Raw genomic sequence first — 12722 nt, forward strand, 5'->3', positions numbered from 1 at the left:
ATCCGGGCATTTAATATCCGCCATAATGTTGCCGCCAAACGCGGGGCGGGTTTGAATTAGCAAGCCGTCCTGGATGGATAACCCGGTACAATCCGCCGTTAAACCTACAAACAGTTCAGACGAAATACGCGGGGACAAATCGCGCCCGATATAAGTGGACGGATACAGTACCACGCTGGGGTTATACTTTTTAATCAGCGTCACCATGGCGTTGGCATAAGCCAAGGTGTTGTAATCGTGATACGCGGGGCTGTTAACGGCGTAAATTTTATCCGCGCCGTAAGCAGACAAATCGGCAAAATAATTTTGCACATTGTCGCCAATGACTACCGCGCAAAGTTCTTCGCCCAACTGGTCGGCCAATTCGCGCCCTTTGGATAAAAGCTCAAAGCCTACCGGGCGGACGGATTGCTCAACGCCGTTATCGGAAATTTCAATAAAAGCCCACACGCCTTTATAGGCGGACAGGTCTTTTTTAGCTGCGGCTCCGGCCGCCGGCAAGGAAAGCGCCTTGACCGGGCACACGGACACGCACGCGCCGCACATGGTGCAGCTGGCATTGGCAACCGCTTTGCGGTTCACCAGGGAGAGCGCCCCAAACGGACAAGTGTTTACACATTTGCCGCAACCTACACAATTAGAAGCTACCTGAATCATTTAATGAAACTCTCCTTTTTCAAAATTTCTACAAACTTGGCGGCCATTTCTTCGGCAGAGCCGTTGAACATTTCGCCTTTTTGGCGGGCGGCCGGCGGGAAAATGCGCGACACGCGGGTCGGCGAGCCTTCCAGCCCCAGTTTGTGCATATCGGCGCCGATTTCTTTTTCCGTCCAAGTGACGGTCTTTTTATCTTGCGCTTTGTGCGCCGCCATAAAGGAAGGATACTTCGGCGCGTAATCTACCGGCATGGTCATCGTAATTAACACAGGCAGGTCCGCTTCCAAAATTTGGTGGCCGCCTTCAATTAATTTTTTGACTACGGCATGGGAGCCGTCGCTGTCTACGCTTTCGCAAAACGTAATTTGCGGGATGCCCAAGTGGAAGGCAATACCGGGCCCGGTTTGGGCAGTGTCGCCGTCAATAGCCATTTGGCCACACAAAATCATATCAAACGAGCCGATTTTGCGGATAGCCATAGCCAACGCATACGAAGTGGCCCAGGTATCGGAGCCGGCAAACGCGCGGCTGGAAAGCAGGACGCCTTCGTCCGCCCCCAGGGCAAGCGCCAGGCGCAATACGGCCACGGCCTGTGCGGGCCCCATGGAAAGCACGGTCACTTTAGCGCCGGTTTTGGCTTTGATAGCCAAGGCTTTTTCCAAGGCGTAGTGGTCGTACGGGTTCAAAATGCTGGGTACACCGGCGCGGATTAAGGTGCCGGTCTTCGGGTCCACCTTTACGCGGGTGGAATCGGGTACTTGTTTAATACAAACAATAATGTTCATCGGGCTGTTCCTTATGCTTTGAAAGTATCTCTGAGTTTGGCGGAAACGGCGTCCTCATCCGTGATAAGGCCGGTCATTTTTTCTTCAATGCCAATCAGGTTGACGGAGGCCGCCAAATCCTGCGCGCTGGCCGCGCCAACGCCCAAAATAAGTTTCATGCCGTCCGTGGCAATCTTAAATGCGCTCAAGCGCGCGTTGACACGCGCCATGGTGCTTAACGTAGCCAAATCAAAGCGGCTGCCTTCCGTCACTTTGCCTTCGGCGCATTGGCGGGTGAATACCGCGGCCACTTCCGCTTCGGAAATTAAATCACCCAACATAAATGTAATATATTGGTGGCGGGTGAGTTTTTGCGCGCGGCAATCTTCCAACACGCGGGCCAAGGCTCTAAAGCCCAGGGCTACGCTGTCGGCCCCCACATTGGGGTTTTGCGCGTGGATAGCCTCAAATTCTTCGGCCTGTTTAATATAGTATTGGCCGCGGCTTTTGAGGTGTTCCTGCCAGCGCCCGCGGAAAATGGTCATTTCCAACACTTCGCTGGTGCCTTCGTAAATGCAGGTAATTTTTACGTCGCGTTTGATTTTTTCTACCGCAAATTCTTTCGTGTATCCAAAACCGCCCATCGCCTGGATGGCATCTTCGGCCGCTTTGTTGCCGGATTCCGTGGCATACAATTTGGCAATAGCGCCTTCCGTGGCTAAACCGTGGTTGTTGATTTCCAGTTGTTTGGCGGTCCAATCAATATACGCGCGGGCCGCTTCAAAGCGTACATAGTGCGGCGTAATGAGCTTTAACATAAAGCCCTGTTTTTCGGCCAACGGGCCGCCCGCCTGAATACGCTGTTGGGCATACACCAGGGCCGTTTCCACGGCTTCTTCCCCGGCGCCCAAACCAAAGGCCGCCACCATTAAGCGCGTATAGCCGAATACGGCCTGCGCTTGCAGGAAGCCTTTGCCTTCTTCCAAACCAATCAAATTTTCCGCCGGAACATACACTTCGTCAAACGCCAATCCGGCCGTGTTGGACAGGCGAATCCCGTGTTTGTCTTCGTGCGCGTCTTGCGTAAAACCGGGGGTGCCCTTTTCTACAATAAACCAGCTGGGGCCGCCCGGCGCTAAAGCCAGTACGGTGTAAATATCGGCTACGCCGCCGTTAGAAATCCACATTTTGCTGCCGGTAATTTTGTAGCCTACAATTTTACCGTCTTTTTCCACCCGTTCCGCACGGGTGCGCAAAGAAACCAGGTCAGAGCCGGCATCCGCTTCCGTGGCGCCGTAGGCAACCAGTTTGTTTTCGTCGGCGATTTTCTTAAACCATTTGGCTTTTTGCTCCGGCGTACCGCCCACGTTAATCGGGTCACTGCCTAAAAAGGTGGCAAAAACGCCGGTGGCAATCCCTAAATCAATACGGGCTAACTGTTCGCATACGCGGTAAATTTCGGTGGTTTGCCCACCCAAACCGTTGTATTCTTCGGGAATCAGCAAAAGGTGTACGCCCAGCGTATCGCGGTCGTACATTTCTTTCAAAATGTCTAAAGGAATCTCGTTCTTGGCGTCATGCTCGCGGATGAACTCATGCGAGAGACGGTTTTTAGCATATTGCTTCAAACTATCCAACATCAAGTTTCTTGTTGTCAGGTCATTTTTTGCCATGTTTGTTTTGTCTCCAAAATACAATATAGATATATGATACAAATTTTTAAGTGCCTGCGCACCGTATGCCCATTAGACCCATGGCAAAATAGGCCCAATGGACCTATTGTTAAAACAGAGTTTTTTTCTATAATTATAATAATGAAGAACAAAACGCTTATTTTTTTACTCTTATTAAGTGTCGTCCCCGCTACCGGGCTGGCGCAAAAAAACGCGCTGAAAGCACTGGGAGTAGCCGGGGAACGTGCCGCCATGCAAACCGAACGCCGCATGGCGCGCTATCCGGCCGGGCAAACCGGTTTGGCCCGGGCCGCCCAACAAAATAAAAAAGCCTTGTACTGGGCCCAAACCCGCGTACTTGGGCTTTCCCCCAAACGAGCGTTGCAAAATTTGGAAAAAATAGGGGTGACTCCCACGTTCCGCGGGCCGTTGCCTGCCGTGGGGAAAACCAGCTTTTCCGCCGGGGATTTTCAACCTTACACCGTGGTTGCCCCGAAAATTGCCCAAGCGCCGGCGTTTCCGTTCCGCGGCTCCACCAACCTTATCTTCCGCGGGTTGGCGTTAGCGTCCGACGGCCAAGCGATTGCCAACATTTTGCAAAACGGCTTGCGGTTAAGTGACGTAGGCACGGAAGCCAACACCTTGTTGCGCTCCTACGCCGGGGCCGCCGGGGCCGGTGCAGTAAAGGCCGTCAATGCGCCGATTACCAATTTAACGGATAACCCGCAAGCGGCCGCCGATTGGGCTTTCCGCCGGCTAAGAGATGATTATTTAGCCGTGGTGGTAGCCGTAAAAAGCAACCGCAAGGGCGATATTATTACCGTGGCCGCAGACATCCCTGCCGCGGATATTCATTCCGTCAGTGCGCTGTTAAACCTGAACGGCACCTTAACATGGTGCAAGGTACAATTAAATGCGGCCGGAAACTTTATCATCACGCCGTATGCACCGATGGGTCTGAAATCCGCCCGATAATAAGGTATAATACTGGTATGAATTGTATATTTTGCGGCATTGCCGACGGCTCTGTAAAAAGCCAATTAGTTTACGAAGACGACGAGGTTGTGGCATTCAAAGATTTGAACCCGCAAGCTCCCACGCATTTGCTCATCATCCCGCGCAAACATATCGCCCGGTTGGACGAAGCCCAGCCGCAAGATGCGCTTTTATTGGGTAAATTACTGTTGGTGGCCCAAAAACTGGCCAAGCAGTTTAACTTAAAAGATTTCCGCCTGGTGACCAACAACGGCAAAGGGGCCGGGCAGAGTGTGGACCATTTGCACTTTCACCTAATGGCGGGGCGGCGTTTTAACTGGCCGGCCGGCTGAGGGTGGAAATTTGCTTGAAATTTTATATAATATAGGAGAGGGAGTAATTCCTCACCCATTTTTAGCTATGAAACCGTAGAAGGTGGTGAATAAGTTAATGGTTTTTGTAAAAGTAAGAGACGCTGAACACCTGGAAGAAGCCCTTAAACGCTTCAAACGGGAATGTGAAAAAAACGGTATCTTGAAAGAGATTAAAAGACGTGAAACTTACATGCCCCCGAGCGTGAAAAGAAAATTGAAATCCCAGGAAGCGCAGCGCAGAGCCAGACGCACCAAACGCAGACGCTTTTAATGAGGTTTGTACCACAGGCAATAGCTCTATACCACAAGTAAAGAGCTATTGCCTTATTTGGCTATATACCAGCGCAGGCGCGGCATGAAAAACAATAACAATATTGTGGAAACCATCAAAGAACGGCTGGACATTGCGGAATTTATCCGCCAATATGTCCCCGGGCTTAAGCGTTCCGGCAAAACGTGGAAAGCCTGCTGTCCGTTCCATAACGAAAAGACACCTTCTTTCACTTGTAATAGCGAGAAGGGGTTGTTTTATTGTTTCGGTTGCCAGGCCGCCGGGGATATTTTTACCTTTTTAATGAAAATGGAAAATCTATCCTTCAACGAAGCCTTGCGCAAACTGGCCGATTTGGCCGGGGTGGAATACCAGCCTATCGGGCAAATGACGGCCGACGAACAGCGCCGCATGGATGCCCGCAAATTATTAGATTTTGCCAAAAATTTTTATCACCGTAATTTAATGGGCCGCGGCGGCGAAGGCGTGCGCAATTACATTAAAAAACGCAATTTAACCAAAGAAACCGCCGAAAAATTTGAATTGGGCTACGCGCCCAATAACCCAACGGGCTTTTGCCAATACGCGCGCGCGAACGGCTACACGCCGGAAGCCCTTAAAACCGCCGGGCTTTGCGTGCTGACCCCTTACGGGGCGCGGGATTATTACCGCGGGCGGCTGATGTTCCCCATTATCAACCAACGCGGGGAAACGGTGGGTTTCGGCGGGCGCATTTTGGGGGACGGCGAGCCCAAATACTTAAATTCGCCGGATACGATTTTATTTTCCAAGTCCAAAGTGTTATACGGGCTTAACTTTGCCGGCCCCGCCATCCGCCAAGCGGGCAAAGCCGTACTTTTGGAAGGCTATATGGACGTTATCGGTTGCCACCAGGCGGGGGTGGAATACACGGTTGCGCCGCTGGGCACCAGTTTAACGGCGGAACACGCCAAACTGCTCAAACGCTACACCCAGAACGTGACCGTACTGTTTGACCCGGATTCCGCCGGTATTAAAGCGGCCCTGCGCGGCGGGCTCATTTTGATAGAAAACGGACTTTTTGTAAAAGTAGCCGCCCTGCCGGAAGGGTTAGACCCGGACGAATATATTGCCCAATACGGCAAAGAATCGTTTGAAAACATTTTAGCCAAGGCGCAAGATTTAATTGAATTTCACACCCGTTTACAGCTCTCTGCCTATCCGCAACCGCTTTGCGCGCAGGATAAAACGCAAGTGGTATCCGAACTGGTGGAAACGGTAGCCAAACAGCCGGACGAAATTGTGCGGCGGGAATGGGTAAAATATGTGGCGGAACGGGTAAACGTGGACGAACAACTGGTGCTGGAGCGGCTCCACCAACAAACGGCCGCGCCTAAATATACGGTGCTAAAAACGGCCGCACCCCGGCAAGAAACCGCGGCGCAACCCGCCAGCCCGATAGAAGAAGATTTAATTTCCTGGCTGTTGCATTTTCCGCTCTATGCGCCCAAATGCGCCGCGTTGACACAAACCGATTTTGAGGACCCCCGCTTGTGGGAGCTTTTTGCCGCACTGCAAAAAGCGTACCGGGAAAACCCGGCGTCCGGCTCTCTTACAGAGCAAACCATTAATAACGCCCCCGGGCTAAAGAACGAAATTATTAAACTTTCTTTAGTACCAATCCCGGAGGATTTTTCGCCCGAAAGGGATATAGAGGAGTGTGCCTCTAAAATAGCCAAAGCCGGCGTGCAAAAACAACTGGCGGCCTTACAGCATAAAATGAAAACGCTGGGCTCCGGGAATGTACCGCATGACATGGTGCAGTTGTATATGCAGCTGCAAAAGAAGTTAAAAAATTAATCCGAGGTAATGCAGAATTATGGCAAACGCGAACAAAGCCTTAAAAGATTTAATTGAAGAGGGGAAAGAAAGCGGGGTGCTTTCTTTGGAAGACTTGAACCGCTCTATGGCCGAGGCGGATTTAAGCGCCGAAGACAGCGACGACATCCGCGATGCTTTAAGCGAAGAAGGCGTGCAAATTTTGGACCAAAAGAAATTCAAAGAGGTTTCTTCCGATAAAGAAGCCTTCAGCGAAGATTGGTCCTCCAGCCCGGATATATCCAACTCTATCCGCATGTACTTGTCCGAAATGGGCAAAGTGCCGCTCTTATCGCGCGACGAAGAAATTACCTTGGCCCGCAACATTCGCGAACGGGAAAAAGAACTGCGCAAGCTGGTGTTGGAATCCCCCATCACCATGCGGGAAATTTGCAACTGGGAAGAACTGGTGGACCAGGAAGAAATGACCACCAAAGAGCTGATGCCCCGCGGTAAACGCACCTCGCGCGAACTGACCAACATGCGCAAAAAATTGAAAGATGCGGCCCAGTTTATCGGCAAGCGCGAACAAGAAATTACCAAATTAATGAAAGAACTGCGCGACGACAACCTGACCGACAAAAAGCGCAATAAAAACATTGAAGCCTTGGAAGAAAAACAAAAAGAAGTGGTGAGCGTAATTACCAAATTAAACTTAAACCAAAACAAAATTAAACGCTTAACCAACAAAATTAAAAACTTGGCAGACCGCTTGAACGAAACCCGCAACGACCTCCAACGCTTTGATGATTACTTCGGCCCGTATGCGCAAGTAAAAGATTTAGTCACCAAATACACGTCCGGCAAAATAACGGAAAAAGCCTTCAAAAAGGCCACCAAATTCAGCCTGGAAGAACTCCAGCGCGCCTTGGATAATATAGAAAACGTCCGCCGCCGCCACGACCAAATGGTGGAGATTTTGCCCATGACGGAAAAAGAATTTTTATCTTTTAATGACCGCATTGTGTTTTTTGAAAATATGATTTTGCAAGACAAGCTGAAACTGATTAAAGCCAACTTGCGCTTGGTGGTATCTATTGCCAAAAAACACGTCAATTCCAATTTGGAACTTTCCGACCTCATCCAGGAAGGCGGGTTGGGGCTGATGAAAGCCGTTGAAAAATTTGAATACAAACGCGGGTTTAAGTTTTCCACTTATGCTACTTGGTGGATACGCCAAAGCATTAATCGCGCCATTGCGGACCAGGCCAACACCATCCGCATTCCGGTACACATGAAAGAATTGGTTTCCAAATTAACCAAAGTGACCAATAAATTCCGCCAGGAACACGGCCGCGAACCGACCCTGGAAGATTATTCCAAATCCTTGCGGCTTTCGGTAGAAAAGGTAAAAAGCGTCCTCAAAATTATGCAGGACCCTATTTCCCTCTCTACGCCGATTGGGGAAGACGAAGACTCCAACCTGGAAGATTTTATTGAAGATAAGACCGGGCCGAACCCGACCACCTCGGCCGTGGACTTTTTGCGCAAACAGGAAGTGGCCGAAGTGCTGGCAACGCTTTCCGAACGGGAAGCCAAAATTATCAGCCTGCGCTTTGGGATAGACTCCGGCTATCCGCGCACCCTGGAAGAAGTGGGCAAGATGTTCAATGTGACGCGCGAACGCGTGCGCCAGATTGAAGCCAAGGCCATCCGCAAACTGCGCCACCCCAGCCGGACCAAAATGTTAAAAGATTACCAAGAGTAATAAAACATTTTCATAACACAAACCCCCGCCATGTCACGAATGGCGGGGGTTTTAATAGGTAAACCATTTTGTATTAATAGGGTGCAAAATCTTTTGTCCCATTGTCTTCCGGCAAACTATCTGCTATATAGCGGTCATAAAAGACCAGCAACTTTTTTTCCACACGCTCCCGCAAAGCCTGCTCTTTTGCTTGTTGCGCTTTGCGTTGCAACAGGACCTCTTGTACAGTTTGCGGCTCTTTTTCCGCAGAGGCGGCATTCGTAAGTACTTGTTGTTTTTTGATAACAAATGCGCCGGTAGAGAAATCAAACTCAAAAAGAGCTTCGTGGCTTTTATACATTAACAATTTTTCATCTTTGGTGATAAATCCTCTCAACCAAATGCTTTTATTGTTAGGGGCAGAATGTGCCAAACTGACAATACGCATGTTTTTAGCCGGAGAATATTCTTCCAACAGGGCCACATTGGCCGAATCTTTTACAGCCACGCACCGTTTGCGCTCATATACATAAGAGCAATACATTTCTTCTCCGCGCGGGCTTGTGCCATAGAGCAAGCGGCCGGATTTATCTTTTTCCACCGCCGTAAAAACGGTTTGTATATCAAAGGTATAATCTTTGGCATCCGGGAAATACTGCGTATTCTGCAATTCTCCCGCTTTGTCAAACGTCCGCACCACCACATTGGGCAATTCTACCTCTACCGCGTATTTAGCGTTAGACGTAGGCCGCCCCTGCACATACCGGTAATTGCGGTGGGCACAAAAACTGCGCCACCCCTGTTTGCCGCCCCGGGCATTCCCATATACACCTACATCCAACAAATTAATAAGGCCGTCCGCTTCATCACACGAAAACGTAATGCCTCTTTTGGCATTGGACATTATTCCTTTACTGCTATCCGGCGTATGATACACCATAGAAGAATTAATGCGCCCGTAGCGGTACTGGTCCGAAAAGCCCAACGTATGGCCCAATTCGTGTGCCAACATATTTTCATTTCCGCCAGAGGCCCAATTTGCAAGCCCCTTTTTGGGGGCAAAATACAGTTTATATGGAACAGAAGTATTATCTACACACGCTAACGCCGCTGAAGAACGGCAGGCTTTTTCCATTTCTTGGGCGGGCAAAATAAAAAACAAAATATCCGGCGTATCACAATCTTTCCGCACCACAATTTGTGTCCGCAAGGCAGGCAGGATGTCTTCAAACTCCTTTTCTCTGCCGGATTCTTTTACTGTTTGCAGCGCAAAATTAAACCATGCCTGATAATTTTGACGCAACATTTCTAAATACTCCGCTTCGGTGTGAGTGTCTCCAGAGCGCAAATTATGCACCACCGCGCAAACCGGCTTCCCATCCACTATTTTGCGCAGCAACAGCGCGGGAGAGTTGGGATTATCCCTATTTTCCACCCCAGGCAAAAAGCCGAACGGGGCACTCCACCCCGCCGTAGTTATAAATAAAGAAAAAAACAAAACAAAAAGTATTTTCATATATCTTTACATTATAATCTTTTTACGCGCTTTTTCAAGCAGAATTTACTGCCGCCGCCCTAAAATAATTTTTCCCATAAAAAAACCGGGCCCCGCCCGGAGCCCGGCTTTTACCCTGTAAAACAAGATTTATTTATTTTCCCGCTTGAATAAATCGCGCAAAAATTCTTCCACCAGGGGTTTACTGCCCAGCCCTACGCCAATGCCAAAAGCAAGGCCCAAACTGGCCAGCACAATCACCACCACGTTGTTGACCAACTGCGTGGCAAAGCCCAGGTTTTCCACCGCAATCAGCGCGCAGAAAAACACAATAAAAATATTTACCGCGCGGGAAATTAAAAACCCGCCTTTTAAGTTATTGGCGCGGGAGGCGTTATCAATAATGTTGCCCATTAATTTGCCAAACAACAACCCCGCAAACAAAATAAGCACAGACACAAACAACGTGGGGATAAACTCCAAAAACCGGGTGAACAAATCCCGTATTACCGTCAGGTTTAAGAAGTCCGCCGCCAGCACAATGGCGTAAAAAATAACGGCCCACGCCAGTACAAACGCAATAATATAGGTGGGTGATTTACCCAGCCCAAAACGCACGCAAAGCTCGTTAATGCCTATTTTGGACGTTTTTTCATCAAACGCAATTTTGGTTAAAATCTTTTTTACCCAGGAGCTTACCAACCGGGATAAATACAACCCAATTACCAAAATAAACAGGGCCACAATCGCCTCAAACAAAAATTTAAGCCCGCTTTGGCCCACCGTCAGCAGGTGTTCCGTCACCTTATTAGAAATTGCTTCAATATCCATACATACGCCTCCTTTGTTAAATTGTAGCAAAAAGCACTCCTATCCGCGCATATTAAGATAATTGCTACAATATATATCATGACATCCACCGGCACTTTACAACGCTTAAAAGGGCTCGGCCCGGCCAAGGCTAAACTGTTTGAAAAGCTGGGTATTTCCACGCTGACGGATTTACTGCATTACTATCCGCGCACTTACCAGGACCGCCGCCCGGATGAAAAACCCAACGATTATAACTCCAACTCCTTAACCGTTTTTAAGGGGCGCGTTTTGCGCACGCAGGAAATCCCCGCGCGCAGTGTGCTTATTTTTAAGGCGTTTTTGGAAAACGAACAAGGCCGCCAAATAGAGTGTACCTGGTTCAAAAAACGCTCTTTCGGGCGCTTTCGCTTTGACCCGTTCGGCCCCATGAAAAAAGACTTCAAATTAAATGCGGAAGTGTGGGTTATCGGGCGGCAGGAAGACCGCAACAATTTTTTCGGCAATAAAATAACGGTGGAAGAATACTACCCGGCCGCGGACCCGTTAAGCGCCCTGCACGCCGGGCGGCTGACCCCTATTTACAGTTTAACCGAGGGCTTAACCAACAAACAGTTCCGCCTGTTTATGCACGAGGCCCTGCAAACCGAAGCGTTGCAAACGGAGCCGGAAATTCTCCCACCCGCCTTGCTGGCCAAACGCAAGTTATTGGGCAGTACGCAAGCCTTGCGCGGTATTCACTTCCCGGCCGGATTGGCGGAGTTGGACGCCGCCAAAGCGCGCCTGGCGTATGAAGAATTTTTGCTGTTGGCTACCGCGTGGGGCATCAAACGCACGCAAACTAAAATTTTGGAAAAAGGCTATTCGTACGAAATCAAACGCACCTTGCTTACGCCGCTACGCCAAAATTTGGGGTTTCAGTTTACCAACAGCCAAAAGCATGTAATTAACGAGATTTTCCGCGATTTACAATCCCCCCGCCCCATGAACCGCCTTTTACAGGGGGATGTGGGCTCCGGCAAAACGGTGGTGGCGTTGTGCGCCATGCTGCTGGCGGCGGAAAACGGCTACCAGGCCGCGCTGATGGCTCCGACGGAAATTTTAGCGGAACAACATTTTATTACCTTTGAAAAAATGCTCAAAGCCCTAGGCGTAAAAACGGCCATTTTAACTTCCAGCACCAAGGCCGCCGCCAAACGCAAAATTTTGAAAGAGCTGCAAGACGGTACTATCCAAATTATCGTGGGCACCCATTCTTTAATACAAGAAGACGTAAAATTTGCCAACCTGCGTTTAGCCGTTATTGACGAGCAACACCGCTTTGGGGTGCGCCAACGCGCCCAATTAAAAGAAAAAACCGCCAAGTTGGATTTGCTCACCATGACGGCCACCCCTATCCCCCGCACGTTGGCCCTGGCTTTTTACGGGGATTTGGAAGTTTCCACCTTAACGGAGCTTCCCCCCGGCCGCCAACCCATTCAAACGGAAGCCGCCACGGAAAAACTGGCTTTTATGCGCGTGACGGACGAAGTGGCAAAAGGGCGGCAGGCGTATATTGTCTACCCGCTGATTGAAGAAAGCGAAAAAATCTCCGCCAAGGCCGTCAGCGAGGAATTTGAAAAATTAAAAACGGTGTTTCCGCAATTCCGTTTGGCTATGCTCCACGGGCAAATGACCCAGGAAGAAAAAGAAGCCGTCATGGCGGATTTTGCCGCCCACAAGACGGATATTTTAATAGCCACCCCGGTTATTGAGGTAGGCATTGACGTAAAAAACGCCACGGTTATGGTGATAGAAAACGCGGAACGCTTTGGCCTGGCCAGCCTGCACCAGTTGCGCGGGCGCGTGGGGCGCGGGGAACACGCCAGCTACTGTATTTTAGTGGCCGAACACGCCGGCAGTATTGCCAAAGAGCGCGTGGATATTATCTGCCGCACCTGTGACGGTTTTAAGATTGGGGAGCGCGATATGCAGTTGCGCGGCCCCGGGGAAATTTTGGGTACCCGCCAAAGCGGGGAGTTGGAATTTAAGGCGGGCGATTTTTTTAAGGACCGCGATATTTTAACTTGGGCCATAGAAGACCGCGACGAACTTTTAACGCAGGACCCGGCGCTTGTGCAACCCGCGCACCGGTTATTCAAACAACGCCTGATACAACT

General features: G+C 49.9%; 11 protein-coding genes. 6 read left to right on the forward strand and 5 right to left on the reverse strand.

Features of this window, described 5'->3' with window-relative positions:
• From ACQY18_RS05010 to ACQY18_RS05020, 3 genes are all read right to left on the reverse strand, one after another.
• On the reverse strand, positions 1–657 hold a 657-nt coding region (locus ACQY18_RS05010; RefSeq protein WP_428039073.1), incomplete at its 3' end, for a 4Fe-4S binding protein.
• Positions 654–1442 carry an electron transfer flavoprotein subunit beta/FixA family protein gene (locus ACQY18_RS05015; protein WP_176777121.1) on the reverse strand — a complete coding sequence of 263 codons (789 nt, stop codon included), beginning with the start codon at positions 1440–1442 and terminating at the stop codon, positions 654–656. The genes ACQY18_RS05010 and ACQY18_RS05015, both read right to left, overlap by 4 nt.
• A gap of 11 nt (positions 1443–1453) precedes the next feature.
• Positions 1454–3094: an acyl-CoA dehydrogenase family protein gene (locus tag ACQY18_RS05020; RefSeq protein ID WP_176777120.1), complete on the reverse strand. Its 1641-nt coding sequence runs from the start codon at positions 3092–3094 to the stop codon at positions 1454–1456.
• A 141-nt stretch (positions 3095–3235) separates the two neighbouring features.
• On the opposite strand from ACQY18_RS05020, the gene ACQY18_RS05025 reads away from it, so the two are divergent.
• From ACQY18_RS05025 to ACQY18_RS05045, 5 genes are all read left to right on the forward strand, one after another.
• The gene (locus tag ACQY18_RS05025; RefSeq protein ID WP_428039074.1) at positions 3236–4069 is read left to right on the forward strand and encodes a hypothetical protein; all 834 of its coding nucleotides are present in this window, start codon (positions 3236–3238) and stop codon (positions 4067–4069) included.
• Positions 4070–4086: 17 nt separating this feature from the next.
• Positions 4087–4422 (forward strand): HIT domain-containing protein, encoded by a 336-nt coding sequence (locus ACQY18_RS05030; protein WP_176777118.1) that lies wholly within the window; start codon positions 4087–4089, stop codon positions 4420–4422.
• Between the two features lie 97 nt (positions 4423–4519).
• Complete coding sequence (rpsU, locus tag ACQY18_RS05035) at positions 4520–4714, forward strand: 30S ribosomal protein S21 (protein ID WP_176777200.1); 195 nt, start codon at positions 4520–4522, stop codon at positions 4712–4714.
• Between the two features lie 84 nt (positions 4715–4798).
• Entirely contained in the window at positions 4799–6553 is a 1755-nt protein-coding gene (gene dnaG / locus ACQY18_RS05040) for a DNA primase (protein ID WP_428039075.1), read from the forward strand.
• A gap of 19 nt (positions 6554–6572) precedes the next feature.
• Positions 6573–8279: a sigma-70 family RNA polymerase sigma factor gene (locus ACQY18_RS05045; RefSeq protein WP_428039076.1), complete on the forward strand. Its 1707-nt coding sequence runs from the start codon at positions 6573–6575 to the stop codon at positions 8277–8279.
• 73 nt (positions 8280–8352) lie between these two features.
• On the opposite strand, the gene ACQY18_RS05050 is transcribed toward ACQY18_RS05045, so the two are convergent.
• Together ACQY18_RS05050 and ACQY18_RS05055 are read right to left on the reverse strand one after the other, a co-directional pair.
• Positions 8353–9564: a hypothetical protein gene (locus ACQY18_RS05050; protein ID WP_428039077.1), complete on the reverse strand. Its 1212-nt coding sequence runs from the start codon at positions 9562–9564 to the stop codon at positions 8353–8355.
• Positions 9565–9903: 339 nt separating this feature from the next.
• Positions 9904–10584 (reverse strand): mechanosensitive ion channel family protein, encoded by a 681-nt coding sequence (locus ACQY18_RS05055; protein ID WP_176777114.1) that lies wholly within the window; start codon positions 10582–10584, stop codon positions 9904–9906.
• 78 nt (positions 10585–10662) lie between these two features.
• Between ACQY18_RS05055 and recG the strand changes: the two genes are divergently transcribed.
• Positions 10663–12722, forward strand: a 2060-nt coding sequence (gene recG / locus ACQY18_RS05060) for an ATP-dependent DNA helicase RecG (protein WP_428039078.1), incomplete at its 3' end; no start/stop codon positions are given.

The sequence above is a fragment of the Candidatus Avelusimicrobium faecicola genome (genome assembly GCA_900540405.1).
GTDB classification, from domain to species: Bacteria; Elusimicrobiota; Elusimicrobia; order Elusimicrobiales; family Elusimicrobiaceae; genus Avelusimicrobium; species Avelusimicrobium faecicola.

Excerpts from the sequence above, each read along its gene's own strand:
- ACQY18_RS05015 (WP_176777121.1), bottom strand. The coding sequence starts at position 1,442 with ATGAACATTATTGTTTGTATTAAACAAGTACCCGATTCCACCCGCGTA.
- ACQY18_RS05020 (WP_176777120.1), bottom strand. The coding sequence starts at position 3,094 with ATGGCAAAAAATGACCTGACAACAAGAAACTTGATGTTGGATAGTTTG.
- ACQY18_RS05025 (WP_428039074.1), top strand. The coding sequence starts at position 3,236 with ATGAAGAACAAAACGCTTATTTTTTTACTCTTATTAAGTGTCGTCCCC.
- ACQY18_RS05030 (WP_176777118.1), top strand. The coding sequence starts at position 4,087 with ATGAATTGTATATTTTGCGGCATTGCCGACGGCTCTGTAAAAAGCCAA.
- rpsU (WP_176777200.1), top strand. The coding sequence starts at position 4,520 with ATGGTTTTTGTAAAAGTAAGAGACGCTGAACACCTGGAAGAAGCCCTT.
- dnaG (WP_428039075.1), top strand. The coding sequence starts at position 4,799 with ATGAAAAACAATAACAATATTGTGGAAACCATCAAAGAACGGCTGGAC.
- ACQY18_RS05045 (WP_428039076.1), top strand. The coding sequence starts at position 6,573 with ATGGCAAACGCGAACAAAGCCTTAAAAGATTTAATTGAAGAGGGGAAA.
- ACQY18_RS05050 (WP_428039077.1), bottom strand. The coding sequence starts at position 9,564 with ATGTTGCGTCAAAATTATCAGGCATGGTTTAATTTTGCGCTGCAAACA.
- ACQY18_RS05055 (WP_176777114.1), bottom strand. The coding sequence starts at position 10,584 with ATGGATATTGAAGCAATTTCTAATAAGGTGACGGAACACCTGCTGACG.